The organism is Listeria kieliensis (assembly GCF_003369925.1).
GTDB lineage: Bacteria > Bacillota > Bacilli > Lactobacillales > Listeriaceae > Listeria > Listeria kieliensis_A.
This window is the reverse complement of sequence record NZ_LARY01000001.1, coordinates 989983-1008377: the sequence shown is the minus strand read 5'-3', so window position 1 is coordinate 1008377 and position 18395 is coordinate 989983. Positions and strand designations below refer to the sequence as shown.

The 18395-nt window shown below is 40.5% G+C and carries 14 protein-coding genes, 1 other RNA gene and 1 other annotated feature; of the genes, 11 read left to right on the top strand and 4 right to left on the bottom strand.

Annotated features, from left to right (window positions below; all coding sequences use genetic code 11):
* Window positions 1-34 precede the first annotated feature (34 nt).
* A complete protein-coding gene (locus UR08_RS04970; RefSeq protein WP_115752538.1) occupies window positions 35-1318 on the bottom strand; it encodes an N-acetylmuramoyl-L-alanine amidase family protein in 1284 nt (427 codons plus the stop codon).
* 147 nt (window positions 1319-1465) lie between these two features.
* Window positions 1466-1689: a binding site (T-box leader), on the top strand.
* A gap of 80 nt (window positions 1690-1769) precedes the next feature.
* Here UR08_RS04970 and hisS point away from each other — a divergent pair.
* Both hisS and aspS read left to right on the top strand, forming a co-directional pair.
* Window positions 1770-3050: a histidine--tRNA ligase gene (hisS, locus tag UR08_RS04965; protein ID WP_115752537.1), complete on the top strand. Its 1281-nt coding sequence runs from the start codon at window positions 1770-1772 to the stop codon at window positions 3048-3050.
* 4 nt (window positions 3051-3054) lie between these two features.
* Window positions 3055-4824, top strand: coding sequence for an aspartate--tRNA ligase (gene aspS / locus UR08_RS04960; RefSeq protein ID WP_115752536.1), 1770 nt, complete (start codon window positions 3055-3057; stop codon window positions 4822-4824).
* Between the two features lie 43 nt (window positions 4825-4867).
* Here the strand turns inward: aspS and UR08_RS04955 are convergent, their stop codons facing one another.
* Together UR08_RS04955 and UR08_RS04950 are read right to left on the bottom strand one after the other, a co-directional pair.
* Window positions 4868-5248 (bottom strand): hypothetical protein, encoded by a 381-nt coding sequence (locus UR08_RS04955; RefSeq protein ID WP_115752535.1) that lies wholly within the window; start codon window positions 5246-5248, stop codon window positions 4868-4870.
* A 166-nt stretch (window positions 5249-5414) separates the two neighbouring features.
* Window positions 5415-6623 carry an ammonium transporter gene (locus UR08_RS04950; RefSeq protein WP_115752534.1) on the bottom strand — a complete coding sequence of 403 codons (1209 nt, stop codon included), beginning with the start codon at window positions 6621-6623 and terminating at the stop codon, window positions 5415-5417.
* A gap of 227 nt (window positions 6624-6850) precedes the next feature.
* Between UR08_RS04950 and UR08_RS04945 the strand changes: the two genes are divergently transcribed.
* Both UR08_RS04945 and UR08_RS04940 read left to right on the top strand, forming a co-directional pair.
* A complete protein-coding gene (locus UR08_RS04945; protein WP_115752725.1) occupies window positions 6851-7426 on the top strand; it encodes a TetR/AcrR family transcriptional regulator in 576 nt (191 codons plus the stop codon).
* 42 nt (window positions 7427-7468) lie between these two features.
* Window positions 7469-9628, top strand: a complete 2160-nt coding sequence (locus UR08_RS04940; protein WP_420812301.1) for an MMPL family transporter — start codon at window positions 7469-7471, stop codon at window positions 9626-9628.
* A gap of 69 nt (window positions 9629-9697) precedes the next feature.
* Here the strand turns inward: UR08_RS04940 and cymR are convergent, their stop codons facing one another.
* The gene (gene cymR / locus UR08_RS04935; protein WP_115752533.1) at window positions 9698-10129 is read right to left on the bottom strand and encodes a cysteine metabolism transcriptional regulator CymR; all 432 of its coding nucleotides are present in this window, start codon (window positions 10127-10129) and stop codon (window positions 9698-9700) included.
* Window positions 10130-10274: 145 nt separating this feature from the next.
* Here cymR and UR08_RS04930 point away from each other — a divergent pair, with 145 nt between their 5' ends.
* The 7 genes from UR08_RS04930 to recD2 all read left to right on the top strand — a co-directional run bounded on the left by UR08_RS04930 (window position 10275) and on the right by recD2 (window position 18114).
* Complete coding sequence (locus UR08_RS04930) at window positions 10275-11549, top strand: replication-associated recombination protein A (RefSeq protein WP_115752532.1); 1275 nt, start codon at window positions 10275-10277, stop codon at window positions 11547-11549.
* 71 nt (window positions 11550-11620) lie between these two features.
* Window positions 11621-11810: non-coding RNA, 6S RNA (gene ssrS / locus UR08_RS04925), on the top strand.
* A gap of 99 nt (window positions 11811-11909) precedes the next feature.
* On the top strand, window positions 11910-13073 hold the full coding sequence (locus UR08_RS04920; RefSeq protein ID WP_115752531.1) for a cysteine desulfurase family protein: 1164 nt from the start codon (window positions 11910-11912) through the stop codon (window positions 13071-13073).
* A complete protein-coding gene (gene mnmA, locus UR08_RS04915) occupies window positions 13070-14185 on the top strand; it encodes a tRNA 2-thiouridine(34) synthase MnmA (protein ID WP_115752530.1) in 1116 nt (371 codons plus the stop codon). The genes UR08_RS04920 and mnmA overlap by 4 nt, the downstream gene beginning before the upstream one ends.
* 111 nt (window positions 14186-14296) lie before the next feature.
* On the top strand, window positions 14297-15022 hold the full coding sequence (locus tag UR08_RS04910; RefSeq protein WP_115752529.1) for an alpha/beta hydrolase: 726 nt from the start codon (window positions 14297-14299) through the stop codon (window positions 15020-15022).
* Window positions 15023-15033: 11 nt separating this feature from the next.
* On the top strand, window positions 15034-15702 hold the full coding sequence (locus tag UR08_RS04905) for a tetratricopeptide repeat protein (RefSeq protein WP_240616024.1): 669 nt from the start codon (window positions 15034-15036) through the stop codon (window positions 15700-15702).
* Between the two features lie 21 nt (window positions 15703-15723).
* On the top strand, window positions 15724-18114 hold the full coding sequence (recD2, locus tag UR08_RS04900; protein ID WP_115752527.1) for an SF1B family DNA helicase RecD2: 2391 nt from the start codon (window positions 15724-15726) through the stop codon (window positions 18112-18114).
* Window positions 18115-18395 lie beyond the last annotated feature (281 nt).

Here is an 18395-nt window from a genome sequence, read left to right as displayed (position 1 = left end):
TAAAAAAGTAGCGCTCATTCGTGAGCGCTACTTTTTAGTTGGCAAAGTAATTTGCCAAGCCTTCTGTGACAGCATCTGCAATTTGGTTTCGGTAAGAGCTTGAATTGATACGATCTTCATCTTGACGTGAGCTGAGATAGCCTAATTCAAGTAGAAGAGCAGGTTGCTCGTTTTCACGTACTACGTAGTAATCGCCAACTCGTGCACCTCGATTAGAAATAGATAACGCATCACCCAAGCTATCGTTTATCGTATTCGCCAATTCCTTATCGCGTTTTTTGTAATAGTAAGTCGTTTGTCCGCTTACGCTTCCATCAGCACTATCTTCAACGCTATCAAAGTGGATGCTAATAAAGACATCAGCTTGATTTTTTGCAGCAGTTTTATTGCGGTCGCGAAGTGAAACGTATTCATCACTGTTTCGAGTCATAACAACTTTGGCCCCAGCGCTTTCAAGTTTGGAACGAATTGCTTTTGCTGTTTTTAAAGTTGCTTTTTTTTCTACAGTTCCTTTGTCACCTTTTGCACCAGGATCATTACCTCCGTGTCCTGGATCGAGGACAATGGTTGCTTCTGAAAGCTTAGTCGTTTTTGATTTCTGAGGCGTTTCTCCGCCAGAAGAAATATCAACAACCCAGTTTGCCACATAACCCGTATTTCCCTTTGAAGTTTTTACTTGATACCAATCGCCTTGAACGCCTTCAATTTCATAAGTTTCCCCAGAATCGGCTTTTTCAAGAACGCTACCACTTAGATCAGGTTTATTACGGATATTTGTCTCGTTTTCACGAATTGTAATACTTTGTAGGTCTTTTGAAGCGCTCTTTGTCGTAGAGTTTCGAATGGTTATGTAATCTGAACTTACCCAAGCGTTTCGACCTTGGTATTGAATTTGAGCCCAACCATCTTGTTCACTTACAACGTTAACTTGGTCATTTGTATTTAATACGCCAAGCACGGCGCTGTCGGTACTCGGTTTTTCCCTTACGTTTAATCCGCCATCTGAAGAAACAACGGCGATACTATTACTAGCTGCGCTGACCGATGTATTTTTGACAAGCCAGCTTGCAACCCAACCACTATTTCCGTCTTCAAGACGAACTTTATACCATTTATTTTCTTCTCCGATTACCTGAAGCACATCATTTTTCCGAACTTGACTCGTGACATCATAGGCAAGACCAGGACCACTCCGAACATTGACAACATCAGCTTCGACGCTGACCGAGTTGGCGTGGGCCATTGCAAAGGTCACTAAAATTCCAGCTGCAATGAGTGCTGTCGATAAAATCGAAATCAATATGAAATTCTTTCGCACGAAATCGAAACACCCCCAAAGTAAAAGTTAACTCATTCAAATGTTACCATAAAATGCGTTTGTGTGAAACCTTAAACTACTTTTTAGAAAAAACTTGGCAGATATTGACTTTCTCGCTATTTTCTAGTAATCTAAACATAATTCATATTATGACCGATGACGAAGAAAAGTACAAGCTTCCCTCCCAAAAAAGAGAGGATTTCATTTTGCTGAAAGAAATCTGTGGTGACAAGTTTTGGAAAGACACTTCTGAGGTTTCAGTCGAAGTAACTCAAAGTAGACTGAAACGCGAATCCAGCGTTATGGAAAAGTGGGAATTTAGTATTCCAATTAGGGTGGTACCACGGGTGAATTTATCTCTCGTCCCTTGTTAGTAAAGTGACAAGGGGCGGGAGTTTTTATATGTTTGAAATAAAAATTAGACTAAACTTAAACTAAGGAGGAAACAACCATGGAAATTCAATTACCTCGCGGTACAAGAGACATTTTACCAAATGAAATTGAGACTTGGCACTTTTTAGAAAATAAATTTCGATCGATTTGCGAAACTTATCGTTATAGTGAAATTCGAACTCCTATTTTTGAACATACTGAACTTTTTGAGCGTGGTGTGGGGGATTCGACAGATATCGTAACGAAAGAAATGTACACCTTCCAGGATAAAAAAGGCAGAAGCTTAACACTTCGCCCGGAAGGTACGGCACCTGTCGTTCGTTCTTTTGTGGAACACAAGATGTTTGGTGACGTGAAGCAACCTGTTAAACTTTACTATAATGGACCAATGTTTCGCTACGAACGCCCGCAAGGTGGGAGACAACGTCAATTTACACAAATGGGGATTGAAGCTATTGGAAGTGATGACCCCTCAATTGATGCAGAAGTGATTTCACTTGCGATGAATTTCTTCCGTTCAATTGGTCTAGAAAATATTTCTCTTATTATCAATAGTCTTGGCGATAAAGAAAGTCGCTTAAAACACAGAGAAGCTTTGATCGCGCATTTTGAACCGCAAATTGATGAGTTCTGTTCAGATTGCCAAGCGCGTCTTTATAAAAATCCGCTTCGGATCCTGGATTGCAAAACGGATCATGAGCATCCGCTTGTAAAAAGCGCACCGTCTATCTTAGACTTTTTAAATGAAGAGTCGAAGGAGTATTTTGCCAAGGTAAAAGGATTCTTAGATGTTATTGGGATTTCTTATACAGTGGATCCAACGCTTGTAAGAGGCCTTGATTATTATAATCATACAACATTTGAAATTATGAGTGATGAAGAAGGATTTGGTGCAAAAACCACACTTTGTGGAGGCGGTCGCTATCACGGTCTTGTACAGGAATTTGACGGACCAGATACACCGGGCATTGGTTTCGGGATGGGTGTTGAACGTGTTTTACTTGCACTTGAAAAAGCACAAGTAAAAATCCCGGCAGCAAAAGGACTAAGTTGCTACGTGATTTCTGCACAAGAAGAAGCGGATGAAAAAGTCGTACAACTTGTGAATATGCTTCGGGATCACGGAATTAGTGCAGAAAAAGACTATCAAAAGCGAAAACTTAAAGCGCAACTTAAAGATGCCGATCGAAAACAAGCAAAATATACCGTAATCATTGGTGAAGATGAAATTCGAACGGGTGAATATAGCTTGAAAAATATGGCTACGGGTGAACAGTTCCTCGTTACTGAAACTGAATTAATTACGACGCTTGAAGAGCAAGCCGAGGGGGACGAATAAAATAATGGAAAAAAGAACATCCTATTGTGGAGAATTGACGGAAAAAAATCAAGGTGAAATCGTTACGTTACATGGTTGGGTACAAAAACGGCGTGACCTAGGTGGCTTGATTTTTATTGATTTACGTGATCGCGAAGGTGTTGTTCAGGTGGTTTTTAATCCTGAACTTTCGAGTGAAGCCCTTTCGATTGCGGAAGGAATTCGCTCTGAATTTGTCATTTCTGTTAAAGGAGAAGTGACATTAAGACGTGAAGAAGCTGTAAATGACAAACTTAAAACCGGGAAAATTGAGGTTCTTGCAAGTGAAGTGACGATTTTAAATCGCTCGAAAACACCGCCTTTTTATATTGAAGACGGGATCAATGTTTCGGATGAGCTTCGCTTGAAATACCGCTATTTAGATCTTCGCCGTCCTGAAATGACTGCTGTCTTTAAAATGCGGCATCACGTCACTCGTGTTTTTCGTGAAAAATTAAATGAACTTGGTTTTTATGATATCGAAACACCTTACTTGACGAAAAGTACGCCAGAAGGTGCGCGTGACTATTTAGTACCTAGTCGCGTTTATCCAGGTAGTTTTTATGCACTGCCTCAATCTCCGCAAATTTTGAAACAATTGCTGATGACAGCGGGATTCGATAAATACTATCAAATTGTTCGCTGCTTCCGCGATGAGGATCTTAGAGGAGATCGCCAACCTGAATTTACGCAAGTCGACTTAGAAACGAGCTTCTTGAGTAAAGAAGAAATTCAAGAAATCACAGAAATCATGCTAACTGCGGTTGTAAAAGAAGTGAAGGGAATTGAAATTCCTCGACCTTTCGCGAGAATGACCTACGATGAAGCGATGCGTCGCTTTGGAAGTGATAAACCGGATGTTCGCTTTGGTTTAGAACTTACAGATGTTTCAGAGGTTGTTAAAGATGTTTCGTTTAAAGTTTTTACAGGTGCTCTTGAAGCAGGCGGAGAAGTGAAAGCCATTAATGCAAAACAAGCAGCTGAAAAGTATTCGCGCAAAGACATTGATGCGCTAGGCGAATTTGTAGCCACTTACGGGGCTAAAGGTCTTGCTTGGATGAAAGTCGAACAAGATGAATTAAAGGGGCCGATTGCCAAATTCTTTGATGCTAGTAAACAAAGTGAATTGCGACAAGTTCTTGAAGCTGAAGCTGGTGACTTATTACTATTTGCTGCAGATACAAAAGAAACTGTAGCTGCTTCACTTGGTGCCCTTCGGACGAAACTTGGAAAAGATTTAGCGCTTTATGATGAAAATGAACTTGCCTTTTTATGGGTAACAGACTGGCCGCTATTTGAATATGATGAAGAAGCTGGTCGCTTTGTGTCCGCTCACCATCCGTTTACTTTACCGCGTGAAGAAGACATTGAAAAGCTGGAGTCAAATCCTGAAGATGCGATGGCTGAAGCGTATGATATCGTTTTAAATGGCTATGAAATTGGCGGAGGCTCACTGCGGATTTACCAAAAAGATGTGCAACAAAAAATGCTTCGAGCGCTTGGGTTTAGCGATGAAGAAGCAGAGGCGCAATTTGGTTTTTTGATGAATGCACTTGAATACGGAACACCGCCACATGGTGGTATTGCGTTAGGACTTGATCGGATAGTTATGATTTTAGCTGGAAGCAGCAACTTACGTGATACGATTGCATTTCCAAAAACAGGGAGTGCGGTTGACTTGCTTACACAAGCGCCAAGTAGCGTAAGTGACGGACAACTAAAAGAATTAGGCTTAGAGATTGAAGAAGAATCTTGAGGACTATAAAAAAGGGAATCGGCGAGATGGCCGATTCCCTTTTTTATTGATTCGTAATTTTTTCTAAGTTATCAACTTTTACTTTGTTGACAAGTAAGCCTTTATTGTTTTCATTCGACCAAAATGGACCTTCCAGTTTTTGGCTTGTTTTTTTATCGACACGTTTTTTGTTGTAAAATGTCGCTTCTATGTTATAATGATTTCCTTTTTTAACGGAATTTAAAAGATCTTTTGAAACCGGCAGGGTAACAAGCGTGTTTCCTGCGCCGTCAATGGTGCCGCTGATTGTTTTTTTATCCGTATCTTTTTTGCTTACATTAAAACTAAAGGTTAAATTTACTTTTGAAGATACATGTTGATAGTAAAAATAACCGCCGCCAAGTAGCAAAATAGCAATCAGCGTAAATATAGGAATTTTACGCATATAACTTCTTTGCGCCTCCAATCTAATGACATCTCTATCCCATTATAACGCATAAATGGCTTCTGGAAAGAGAAACAAGTGATTTCTCATCGTTTTTTTAGAATTGAAGGGCATTTTTGAGGATTTACTCATGGAAATCTTCTTTTTGGGTATCTAATTTTAAAGTTTAACGGTCGTGATACGCTTTTTCACCGTGCAAAGTCCAATCAAGCCCGCTTGTCTCTTGTTCTTCGTTGACGCGGATTGGGAGGAACAAGCGGATGATCGCAACAATCACGATCGTAAGCATTGCAACAAATAAAACAGTTACGCTGATTGCGGCAATTTGTTTGGCTACTAGCGTATAGTTGCCGAAAAAAAGGCCATTTGCTCCATTTGGATTCACTTTGATGGAAGCAAATAAACCTGTTGCAATACCACCCCAAATACCTCCGATGCCATGCAAACCGAACGCATCAAGTGCATCATCATATTTTACTTTTCCTTTTAGCCACGAAACGCCCCAAAAGCAAAGCATGCCACCGATGAAACCAATTGGGATAGCGCTTGGGATGGTGACAAATCCAGCTGCTGGTGTGATGGATACAAGGCCTGCGATAGCCCCGGAAATTGTACCTAGCATGGTTGGGCGTTTGTGCATGAGCCATTCAACGGCTCCCCATCCGATGATTCCTGCAGCAGCTGCCGTGTTTGTGTTGACGAAAGCTGTCATGGCTACTTGGTCGATCGTAAGGGCGCTTCCAACGTTAAAACCGTACCAACCGAACCAAACGAGAATACCTCCGATCAAAGCAAGTGGTAAATTGTGCGGCGAGGCGGTATCGGCTTCTTTTCGGCGTCCGATCATGATGGCTAGCACGAGCCCTGTAACGCCAGAACTGATATGAACGACATTACCACCAGCAAAATCAAGGGCTCCTAGCTCGCGGAGAAAGCCACCTTCACCCCAAACCCAGTGTGCGACGGGGGCATAAACGAGTAAAGACCAAAGAAGAATAAATACGAGGTAAGCAGGAAAATTCATTCGCTCGGCGAAGGCGCCAGATATGATCGCAACCGTCAAAACGGCGAATGTCATTTGAAACATCATGAATAACAAGTGCGGAATTGAATCGCTATAAAGTGTTGAACTAGAAAACCCAACATTGTGGAGAAAACTCCATTCGAAGCCACCTATAAAAGCGTTATTCGGCGAGAACGCAAGCGAGTAACCGATTAAAATCCACAGAATGGAAACGATGGCCATGGAGCTAAAACTATACATCGCGGTACTTAGCACGTTTTTGCGCCGAACCATCCCTCCATAAAACAATGCAATTCCTGGTGTCATTAGCCAAACTAATAATGTGCAGAAAAACATAAAAACAGATTCCATAATCAGCTCTCCTCTATTTTATGTCATATTATATAACATAAATAATTTTATTTTATGGTATTATCATACAGTATAGAGATTTATTTGCAAGCGTAATCTGTTTTTTTGTTGTTTTTGTCAGTATATATAACATTTTGATGAGGTGATTTGAAAAAAAGTGTTATAAAAGGTAAGATGAAATAAAAAAGGAGAGGATTGAAGTGGCTAGAAGAAGTCGAGCAGAAGAAATGGCTCGGACCCGTTTAAAAATCTTAGATGCTGGTAGGACTCTTTTTATGAAAAAAGGATATCGAGCGGTAACTACTCGAGAAATAGCTTTGTCTGCTAAAATTACTCAGCCAGCATTGTATCATCATTTTCAAGATAAAGAAGTTCTTTATCTTGAGGTTGTGAAAAAATTAACTGCTGATATTCAATCTGACATGAAGAACATTTTAGATAAAAAGATAAATTGCGAAGCTAAACTTAATCTAGTTGTACTAAATTTAATTGAAAAACATCCAACTAACATTTTACTAATGGTCCATGATATTTTAAATGAGTTAAAAAAAGAAAACCAGAGAGTATTATATGATTTATGGTATAGAAGCTATTTTTTGCCTATAGAAGCTATTTTTTCAGACTTTGTTAAAAAGGGAGATACACAAAGTCAACTTACATCTAAAGAAGCGGCAGAATATTTTTTATCGGCAATTACTCCACTTTTTATGCCCACAAATCTGCTGTCGACTAAGGAACTTAGAGAAAAAGTATCGGAAAGAATCTATTTGATTTTGTTTGGGTTTATGAAAAAAGAGGTATAGTAAATTGCTTCTTTTTTTTACCATTCATTTATCAATTGATAAATGAATAGAATAGGGGGATTTATTTTGAAAATTAAAGATGGGATAGCAAAAATAATTAGTGGAAAAAAAGGGCGCTTTGTAATTATTGCTATTTGGATTGTTGTAGCTTTGGGATTGCAGTTTATTCTGCCAAATGCCTCAACGTATAAAGAAGATACAGCACGTGATTTATCGAAGTCGGAACCCTCAGTAATTGCAGAAAAAGTTGAAGATCGTTATTTTGAAAAGAATAATGGAATCCCTTTACTGATAACATGGTCGAGCAACCAAGGCCTTTCAACATCCGATTTGGAGAAAATTCAAGAACTGAACGCCTCTTTACAAAACGACCCAATTCCGAATCAAAATCAGTTGGTTCCACTTGAAAAGGTGCCGCCGCAAGTCCTTTTGGAGCAACGCTCTAAGGATAAAAAATCTTTTATCCAAACTGTGATTATGGATGAAGGAACTAGTTCAGAAAAAATAAAAATAGCTATTAGTGAATTGGAAAAAAGAACGAATGGTATATTTCGAAATAACCCTTTTGAGACAAATCTCGATAGTGAAAAGCAACTGATTGCACGTGCTACTGGACCAGCAGGAATTAGCGTTGACGCCTCAGAGCTTTTTAAGGATGCAGATGTTTCTTTATTAATTGCTACAGTGTGTATTGTATTGCTTATTTTACTATTAATTTATCGCTCTCCTATTTTAGCGTTAATTCCTTTAATTGCTGTTGGGATGGCTTATTTAATCGTAACACCTATTCTTGGCTTCCTCGGAAAAGAAGGAATTATAACTTATAGCTCTCAAGGACTTTCGATTATGACTGTGCTACTATTCGGAGCAGGAACAGATTATTGTTTATTTTTAATTTCAAGGTACCGGCATTTTCTGAAAATCGAACAGGATCGATTTAAGTCCTTACGTTTTGCTTTTAGAGGTGTATCAGGAGCTATACTTCTCAGTGGATTAACAGTGATGTGCGCTTTGCTATTGCTCCTTGCTACTAGATATGGTTCTTTCCATAATTTTGCAATTCCCTTTAGTTTAGCTATTTTAGTCATGCTACTTTCTTCTTTAACTTTAGTTCCAGCGCTTTTAGGAGTTTTTGGTCGCGTTTCTTTTTGGCCTTTCATCCCGCACCCATCAAGAGAAAATAAGAAGGAGAATAGACTGTGGGATGCAATCGGTAGAATAGCAATTAGGTATCCAATTATCATTATAATCTTCTCTGTTGTACTTCTTGGAATGGCTTCATTTCAAGTTACACAAATTAATTATAGTTATGATACACTTTCGAGTTTCCCAGATGATATGCCTTCTAAGGAAGGCTTTCGATTAATTGAAGACCATTTTGGTGCGGGTTATCTTGCACCTCTCACTGTTATAGTGAAAAATGGACAGAGCAAAGATCGCGAGGCACTTCAAGAAATCGAAGGTGTGAAATCAGTAAGCTCAGCTGAACCTAGCTCGAAAAATAAATCTTTTCTTAAGTATTCTGTCATTTTGAATGAAAATCCCTATAGTAAAGAAGCGATGAATAAAATTCCTAAATTAAAACAGGCAATAAAGGGCGTTGATAGTCAAGTTTATATAGCAGGGCAAACTGCTACTCAATTTGATGAACGTTCAGTTTCGAAAACTGATGAAAAAATAGTAATTCCACTTGTTATAGTACTTATTAGTGTTTTGTTGCTTTTTTATTTGAGGTCCATTGTCGCCATGATATATCTTGTTTTGACAGTGCTTTTTTCCTATACTGCTTCTCTTGGTATGGGATGGCTAATTTTGCATTATTTCTTTGAAGTTGACGCGATTTCAGGCTTGATTCCACTTTATGCATTTATCTTTATTGTAGCGCTTGGAGAGGATTACAATATATTTATGGTTTCGAGCATTTGGGAGAATGCACATAAAATGCCGATTAGCAAGGCTGTACGAGAAGGAGTACATGAAACAGGGGGAGTAATTACTTCAGCCGGAGTTATTTTAGCGGCTACATTCCTCGTCTTGACTACACTCCCGATTGAGCTTCTTGTGCAATTTGGTTTGATAACGGCGTTGGGTATTCTAGTTGATACTTTTCTTATTCGGCCTTTACTTGTGCCGGCACTTACCGTTCTACTTGGGAAATGGGCTTTCTGGCCAGGCATGAACAGACTTTTTAAATCAAGATAATGTTTTTTATGATAAAAGGCAAAAGACAAGAAGTCCCTTTTGGAACTTCTTGTCTTTTATTTAAATAGCTTAAATATAGAACATGTAACCTTCTTGTAGCATAGTTTCTTCTGATGTATTTTCGAGTGCAATCAAATCCTTAAGTGAAGTTTGATCTAGTACATTTTTTACAGCATCACGCATTCGTGTCCAAAGTTCGCGCTGAGCGGCTTCTTCGTTTTCAATGCTTTCGACAAGTACAATCGGTCCTTCAAGTGTCCGAATAACATCGCCAGCAGTGATTTGCTTTGGATCCCCATTTAAAATGTAACCGCCGTGAGCCCCGCGAATACTTTTGACTAGTCCGGCATTTCGAAGTGGTCCGATGAGTTGTTCTAAGTAATGTTCAGATAAATTCTTTTTCTTTGCAATGCTTCGGAGGGAGATAGGTCCATTTCCAACCTCGCGCGCAAGTTCAAGCGCAATGGTTAACCCGTAGCGACCTTTAGTAGTAATTTTCATTTTTGATAAACCTCCATAATTCGGATAAGTAAACTTTGGATTCTCTTTTAATTATAGCGAACTCAGAAGTTAGTTTCAATGAAAGAACTGCTTGTTTTCTTATGATATAATAGAAACAAGAGAAAAATTGGAGGAATTTTGTGTTATGGCAATGGAACCTTTAGCATACCGGATGCGCCCAAGAACGCTTGATGAAGTGATTGGGCAAGAACATCTAGTTGGAAAAGACAAAATTATTTATCGTATGGTTCAAGCGAAAAAGTTGTCGTCGATGATTTTATATGGTCCGCCAGGGATTGGAAAAACATCAATTGCGAGTGCGATTGCTGGTAGTACCGAATATGCTTTTCGTACGCTAAATGCGGTGACGAATAACAAAAAAGATATGGAAATTGTGGCAGCAGAAGCGAAAATGAGCGGGACCGTTATTTTGCTATTAGATGAAGTACATCGGCTTGATAAGGCTAAACAAGATTTCCTACTTCCTCATTTGGAGAGTGGTGCCATCATCTTGATTGGAGCTACAACAAGTAATCCTTATATCGCAATCAATCCAGCGATCCGCAGTCGAACGCAAATCTTTGAATTAAAGCCGCTGTCGATTGCAGAGATTGAACTGGCCATTGACAGGGCACTCTCGGACACAGAACGTGGTCTTGGGGAGTATGACGTCACGCTAGATGAGGAAGCGAGAACGCATTTTGCGACAGCGAGTAACGGAGATGTTCGAGGAGCGTTAAATGCGCTTGAACTAGCTGTTGTTTCATCACAACCTGATGAATCAGGTAGTATTCACATAACGATTGAAGTGGCGGAAGAATGTCTGCAGCGTAAAAGCCTCGCACATGATAAAGACGGAGACGCTCACTATGATGTTTTGAGTGCTTTTCAAAAGTCTGTACGTGGTAGTGATGTAAACGCAGCTCTTCATTACATGGGTAGGCTAATTGAAGCCGGAGATCTTGTCAGTATTACTCGTCGGCTGCTAGTGATGGCTTATGAAGATGTGGGACTTGCAAGTCCGCAAGCAGGAGCACGTACGCTTGCGGCGGTTCAAACGGCTGAAAAAGTTGGATTTCCTGAAGCGAGGATTCCGCTAGCAAATGCGGTTATTGAACTTTGCCTTTCACCGAAATCAAACTCGGCGATACTGGCTGTTGATGCGGCACTTAGTGACATTCGGGCAGGGAAAAGTGGGGAAGTTCCGGATCATTTGCGTGATGGTCACTATTCTGGGGCGAAAAAGCTAGGAAGAGCGATCGATTATAAATATCCACATAACTATGAAAATGCTTGGGTGGATCAACAGTATTTACCAGATTCGATCAAGCAGCAGCAATACTATGAGCCAAAAACAAATTCAAAATTTGAACAAGCGCTTGCGGAAGTCTATCAAAATATTAATCGAAATAAGAAGTAAAATAAATTACTTTTTACGGTTTTCCAAAATTGCTATTTTACCAAAATTGTGCTATTCTATCAGTATTAAAAGAAACCCTAATGTATTCGTATAGTGCCTACTATTTTTGAACCGAACAATCTTTATTACCTTGGGAACTCGGTGTTCGAACGCGGCGCACATGCCTTTTCACGAGGACTTGCAAAACGCTCGACAGAGTACCCACCTGCTTATACAGCGGGTTCAAAGGATGGGGCTCCAAACGGTACGATTGGGGTTTCTTTTTGTTTTACAACTAACATTTTGTAAGCGAATAAGATTGCTTTCGCGGTGATTTGTTGTTACAATAAAAAAACGATTAAAGAAAGGAAACGATGTGTTGTGAAAAAAACAATTTATCTTGATCATGCAGCGACAAGTCCCATTCATCCGGATGCGAGTCAAGTTATGCTTGATGTGATGACAAGCGAATACGGGAATCCATCAAGTATCCATGCAGCTGGAAGGTCGGCTCGAAAAAAACTAGATGAAGCGAGACAGTTTTTTGCCGAGGAGATCGGGGCGCAGGAACGAGAGATTGTCTTCACGAGCGGTGGAACGGAAAGCGATAATACAGCTGTCATTGGAGCTGCGCTTGCAAATGCCGCAAATGGACGCCACATCATTACAACGAGTATTGAACATCATGCGGTTTTGCATGCGATGGAATATTTGGAGAAAAAAGGGTTTCAAGTGACTTATTTGCCCGTGAATTCAGAGGGACAAATCGAGCTTCGTGACTTTGAAGAAGCTCTCACAGACGAAACGATTCTAGTTTCCGTCATGTATGGAAATAACGAAGTGGGCGCGCTCCAACCAATTGCTGAAATCGGACAGTTGCTTAAGTCTCATCAAGCACTTTTTCATACGGATGCAGTTCAGGCTTTTGGTCTGATACCTCTAGATGTAAGGGAACTGGGCGTCGATTTGCTGTCTGTATCGGCTCATAAAATAAATGGACCGCGAGGTGTAGGCTTTTTATACGTCAAAGAAGGCACGAAACTCGAATTTCCATTTCATGGCGGCGAGCAAGAACGAAAACGTCGGGCAGGAACGGAAAACCTAGCGGGAATTGCTGGATTTAAAGAAGCTTTAGCCATTATGCGGGCGGAACGAATTGATAAGGCGAAACTTTACCGCGACTTTAAAGAAACTATGGCGGCTATTTTTCAAAAAAATGGTTTGACTTTTGAAATAAATGGATCAGCAGATCAAACGTTGCCTCACGTGTTTAGTGTACGTTTTTTCGGCGTTCAAATTGAACAATTATTAATGAACTTGGATATGGAAGGCATTGCTGTTTCAAGTGGATCGGCTTGCACGGCGGGTTCAGTCGCTCCTTCCCATGTACTTGTTGCGATGTTCGGGGAAGACCATCCAGGGATTACCGAGACGTTACGAATTAGTTTTGGTCTTGGAAACAATCAAGCAGAGATTACGCAAGCTGCTGAAACGATCAGTCAAGTAGTGTTGCGTCTTGCGAAAAGAAAGGAAGAACGAGTGTGACAAAAGCAAATAGTCAAATTCGTGTTGTAGTGGGTATGTCTGGCGGAGTGGATTCTTCTGTTACGGCTTATCTTTTAAAGCAACAAGGATATGATGTAATTGGTATATTTATGAAAAACTGGGATGACACGGATGAATTTGGTGTTTGCACGGCGACAGAAGACTATGAAGATGTCATCCGCGTCGCAAATCAAATTGGGATTCCTTATTACTCTGTGAATTTCGAAAAAGAATATTGGGATAAAGTATTCCGTTACTTTTTAGAAGAATATGAACTGGGCCGCACGCCTAATCCCGATGTGATGTGCAACAAGGAAATTAAATTTAAAGCTTTCCTGAAACACGCAGAAAGTCTTGGCGCAGATTATGTGGCAACGGGCCACTATGCGCGTGTTGAAACGGTAAATGGTCAAGTGAAATTACTTCGTGGGGTGGACGAAAACAAAGACCAAACTTACTTTTTAAATCAGCTTTCTCAGGAACAACTTTCTCACGTCATGTTTCCGCTTGGTGGCATGGAAAAAAGTGAAGTAAGACGAATTGCTGAAGAAGCAGGACTTGCGACGGCGAAGAAAAAAGACAGCACGGGTATTTGTTTCATTGGAGAACGTAATTTTAAGGAATTTTTAAGTGAATATCTCCCTGCTAAACCGGGATCCATGCAAACTTTTGATGGAACAGAAATGGGAAAACATGATGGTTTAATGTATTATACGATTGGACAACGCCACGGGCTTGGTATCGGTGGAGACGGCGATCCGTGGTTTGTCGCTGGAAAAGATTTAAAACGCAATGTGCTTTATGTGGTACAAGGTTTTCATGATGACAGCTTATACTCGAGCTCACTAATCGCAACGGATGTTTCGTTTACATCGAATGACCCAAAACCAGCTATATTCCGTGCCACAGCAAAATTCCGTTACCGGCAAAAGGATACGGGCGTAACCGTTCATCTTTTGACTGATGGCAAAGCGGAAGTCGTGTTTGATGAACCTGTTAGAGCGATCACCCCCGGACAAGCAGTTGTTTTCTATGACGGTGAAGAATGTCTCGGTGGGGCAACGATTGACACGGTTTGGAAAGATGCGAAACAATTAGATTATGTTGGCTAAAAGGAAGGAAATCCATTTTTAGAAGTGGATTTCCTTTTTTGTGCTTAGAGCGCGGCTTTTTAAGAGGAAATATGGTAAAATGTTAAACGAACAGGTGAAAAGAGGTTGGATATGAAAAAATTAATCGGGTTCTCAAGCATTATTATTCTTGTCCTGCTCATTGCGTGGGGCTATTTTTATTTAAATACTTCACCGAGTCGTTTTGCAGAAGAGAAGGCGCAAGAAACAAAGCAAGTGGCTATTTTTGAGTCAAATAATACCTTAATTTTTGAACCAAAAACCCGCAGCGAGAAAACGAGTGTTATTTTATATCCAGGTGCTTTTGTGGAAGCGCTAAGTTACGCACCGCTTGCTCATGCGCTAGCGGATGCTGGCTATAAAACTTATATTCCTGAGATGCCGCTTGATTTAGCCATATTTGGAAAGAACAAAGCGGAAACGATTATCGATCAAAATAGTGATGAACGGTTTGTGATTGGCGGGCATTCGTTTGGGGGCGTGATTGCCTCTCGTTTTGCGAAAGAACATCTGGAAAAATTGCGTGGCGTTTTTTATCTCGCAAGTTATCCTGATAAGAAGGGAAGTCTTCGGGATACTAATCTCCAATCGCTGTCTATTACGGCAACTGATGACGGTGTATTAAACTTCGAAAAATATCGGGAAAATAAACGCTATTTACCGAGAGATACAATGTTCGTCAAAATAAAAGGTGGCAATCATGCACAATTTGGCGCTTATGGGAAACAAAACGGAGACAAAGAAGCGAAGATTTCTGTCGAAAAGCAAACAAAAGAAACGAGTGCTGCGATTGTTTCGTGGCTCAATACGATGAAATGAGGGATAAAGCGATGGATAAAAACCAAGAAGGAATTCAATATATGCAAGAAGGAAAACTGGAAGAAGCAGTCAAGATGTTTACGGAAGTGATCGAAGAAAACCCGAGCGATCCAGTGGGCTACATTAATTTTGGGAATGTTTTATTGTCGCTTGATGATTTTGACCGTGCAGAACAGTTTTACAAACGAGCGATCGAACTTGATGACCACGTTCCTGCAGCTTACTACAGTTTAGGAAATCTTTACTTTGAACTTGAGCGTTATGAAGATGCGGTTAATGCATTTAAAGAAGCGACTGCTGAAGGCATGGAAAACAGTGATGTCTTTTTTATGCTCGGACTTAGTTTTTCGAAAATGGATCAAAATGCACTAGCGCTTCCTTATTTTTTACGAAGCGTGGAACTGAACGAAGAAGATGCAGAAGCGGTGTTTCAATATGCCATTGCATTAGCTAAAGAAGGCGTTTACGAAGAAGCAGTGACCCAACTTGAACGGACGCTAACGCTTAAACCTGGTGATGCAGACGCGCTTTACAATTTAGGAGCAGTCTACTTAGCTTGGCAAGGCGATTTAAAACTTGCTGAAGAATATTTTGAACAAGCGCTTGAAAACGAGCCGGAACATTTACTTGCAAAGAACGCTTTAGATGCAATTCGAGAGCTACCGAACGACGCAGAATAATTTTTAAAAGGAGGCGGAAAAATGAACAATCAAGAAACACTTGCTCTATTTGGCGATGAAGCAGATGAAAAGTTCATGAAGGGCGAAGTTTTGCAGATGATTTTCCATAATCCTGATAATTTATTTTCAGTAGCGCGGATTGAAGTGAAGGAAACGAATACAGACTGGGATGAGCGCGATATCATTGTCACCGGGATTTTTCCGAAACTCGAGCCGCAAGAAGTTTATCTTTTTTACGGAAAAATGCAGGAACACGCAAAATTTGGCCAACAATTTAAAGCTGAACGGTTCCATAAAGAAATGCCGCAGACAAGAGAAGGTGTTGTGGCTTACCTGTCTGGGGAACTTTTTAAAGGCATTGGCAAGAAAACGGCGGAAAATATTGTAGCTGTTTTGGGTGAAGACGCGATCAGCATTATTCTAAATGATCCAGATCGTCTGAGCGAAGTGCCTAAACTACCGAAAAACACAGCCGACTCGTTGCTTGCTACACTTCGTGAAAATCAAGGGTTAGAACATGTCATGATCGGTTTGAATGATTACGGTTTTGGGCCGCAGCTTTCGATGAAAATCTTTCAAGCTTACAAACAAAATGCACTTGAAGTGCTTGAAAAGAATCCTTACAAGTTGATTGAAGATGTAAAAGGAATTGGCTTCCAGCGAGCTGACGAACTGGGCCGAAGACTAGGTCTAAACGGTAATCACCCAGACCGAATTCGAGCTGGGTTGCTGTTCACGCTTGATACCGATTCGATTCGTGATGGCAATGTGTACACAGAACGAGAGGAACTCATTGAAAAAACGCGTAGCTTACTGATGGAAAGTGCACCAGAACCCGTTTTGCAAGAAGAAATAGACCGGGAGTTAACGGCTTTAGGGGACCTTGATAAAGTCGTAGTTGAGAATACCCGAATTTATTTACCTTCACTTTACTTTGCCGAAAGTGGCTTTGCGCACCACATCAAGCGAATCATGAAACAAACGGAATATGAAGAACAATTTCCAGAATCCGAATTTTTACTTGCGCTTGGCGAACTTGAAGAGCGAATTGGCGTTTCCTACGGAGATTCACAAAAGGAGGCCTTACAAACCGCTTTAACTTCTCCAATGCTCGTTTTAACAGGCGGACCGGGAACCGGAAAAACGACAGTCATCAAAGGAATCGTGGAACTTTTTAGTGAGTTACACGGCGTAAGTCTCGATCCACATGCCTATAAAGACGGTGATGCCTTCCCAGTGCTTCTTGCTGCTCCAACTGGGCGTGCGGCTAAGCGAATGAGCGAATCCACAGGACTTCCTGCAATGACGATTCACCGTTTGCTTGGGATGAATGGTCAAGAAGATTTGAGTGATGATTCTGAGCGAGCTATTGAAGGGCGGCTTTTGATCGTCGACGAAATGTCAATGGTCGATATTTGGCTCGCCAATCAACTGTTTCGGGCGTTACCTAGCCACATCCAAGTGATTCTTGTAGGAGATGAAGATCAGTTGCCGTCCGTCGGTCCTGGTCAAGTGTTGCGTGACATTTTGCGTTCTGAAATCGCGCCCACTGTCGAATTAACAGACATTTATCGCCAAAAAGATGGTTCATCAATCATCCAAATGGCACATGATATTAAAGCTGGCTTTTTACCAGCCGATTTCACTAAAAATAGCAAAGATCGATCTTTCTTTCATTGTTCGGTCAATCAAATTGCAGAAGTTGTGGATCAAGTTGTACAAAATGCCAAAGAAAAGGGCTTTCGTGCTCGCGATATCCAAGTTTTAGCGCCGATTTACCGGGGTCCTGCAGGGATCAATGTTTTAAATCGGAATTTGCAAGAAATTTTCAATCCGAACGAATCTGGGAAACGCAAGGAAATCGCTTATGGAGATGTCAAGTACCGCGTGCATGATAAAGTGCTTCAACTCATCAATCAGCCTGAGAAAAACGTCTTTAATGGAGACATCGGGGAAATTGTTTCGATGCAATATGCAAAGGAAAATACTGAAAAGCAAGATATGATTACAGTGCAGTTTGACCAAACAGAGGTGAGTTATTACAAGCAGGAATTTAATCAACTTACCCATGCGTATTGCTGCTCGATTCACAAAGCACAAGGAAGTGAATTTCCGATTGTGATTATGCCTGTTGTAAGAAGCTATTACCGGATGCTTCGCCGTGATTTACTCTACACGGGGGTCACAAGAAGTCAGCAATTCTTGATTCTCTGCGGGGAAGAAGAAGCGTTCCGAATGGGAGTTGAACGCGTGAATGATACTTCTCGTAAAACAACCCTTGAAAGTAGGTTAGTGAGTGAAGAAGACCTTGCTAGACAGTCTAGCCTTAAAATTTTGACTGCTGAAAATTTGACTGAAATTGATCCGATGATTGGAATGGCAGATATTACGCCTTATGAATTTATGGCATAAAACTCAGAAATCTAAATGGTTTCTGGGGTTTTCACAATCTTCTAAATCAGAACAATTAACGGTAAGGTTGCAGATTTAGTACATCTCAGATGCCTGTAAATAACAGTTGACAACAAGCACAAGCTTCTCTATAATTTTAAATATAGAAAATATGGTTATTTTTGTAAGAACATGGTTTTAGTAATTGGACCTCTGAAGAGAACTTTTCCATGGCTGAAAGAAAAGTAGGAAAGAACTAAAATTGCTCTCTTACACGAAAAAAAACGTAAGCCTTGCGTTAA

What these genes read in the sequence shown, in the direction of transcription:
- UR08_RS04910 (WP_115752529.1), top strand. Translation starts at nt 14,297, where the DNA reads ATGAAAAAATTAATCGGGTTCTCAAGCATTATTATTCTTGTCCTGCTC.
- UR08_RS04940 (WP_420812301.1), top strand. Translation starts at nt 7,469, where the DNA reads ATGAATAGAATAGGGGGATTTATTTTGAAAATTAAAGATGGGATAGCA.
- UR08_RS04945 (WP_115752725.1), top strand. Translation starts at nt 6,851, where the DNA reads ATGGCTCGGACCCGTTTAAAAATCTTAGATGCTGGTAGGACTCTTTTT.
- recD2 (WP_115752527.1), top strand. Translation starts at nt 15,724, where the DNA reads ATGAACAATCAAGAAACACTTGCTCTATTTGGCGATGAAGCAGATGAA.
- hisS (WP_115752537.1), top strand. Translation starts at nt 1,770, where the DNA reads ATGGAAATTCAATTACCTCGCGGTACAAGAGACATTTTACCAAATGAA.
- aspS (WP_115752536.1), top strand. Translation starts at nt 3,055, where the DNA reads ATGGAAAAAAGAACATCCTATTGTGGAGAATTGACGGAAAAAAATCAA.
- UR08_RS04905 (WP_240616024.1), top strand. Translation starts at nt 15,034, where the DNA reads ATGGATAAAAACCAAGAAGGAATTCAATATATGCAAGAAGGAAAACTG.
- UR08_RS04955 (WP_115752535.1), bottom strand. Translation starts at nt 5,248, where the DNA reads ATGCGTAAAATTCCTATATTTACGCTGATTGCTATTTTGCTACTTGGC.
- cymR (WP_115752533.1), bottom strand. Translation starts at nt 10,129, where the DNA reads ATGAAAATTACTACTAAAGGTCGCTACGGGTTAACCATTGCGCTTGAA.
- UR08_RS04950 (WP_115752534.1), bottom strand. Translation starts at nt 6,623, where the DNA reads ATGGAATCTGTTTTTATGTTTTTCTGCACATTATTAGTTTGGCTAATG.
- UR08_RS04930 (WP_115752532.1), top strand. Translation starts at nt 10,275, where the DNA reads ATGGCAATGGAACCTTTAGCATACCGGATGCGCCCAAGAACGCTTGAT.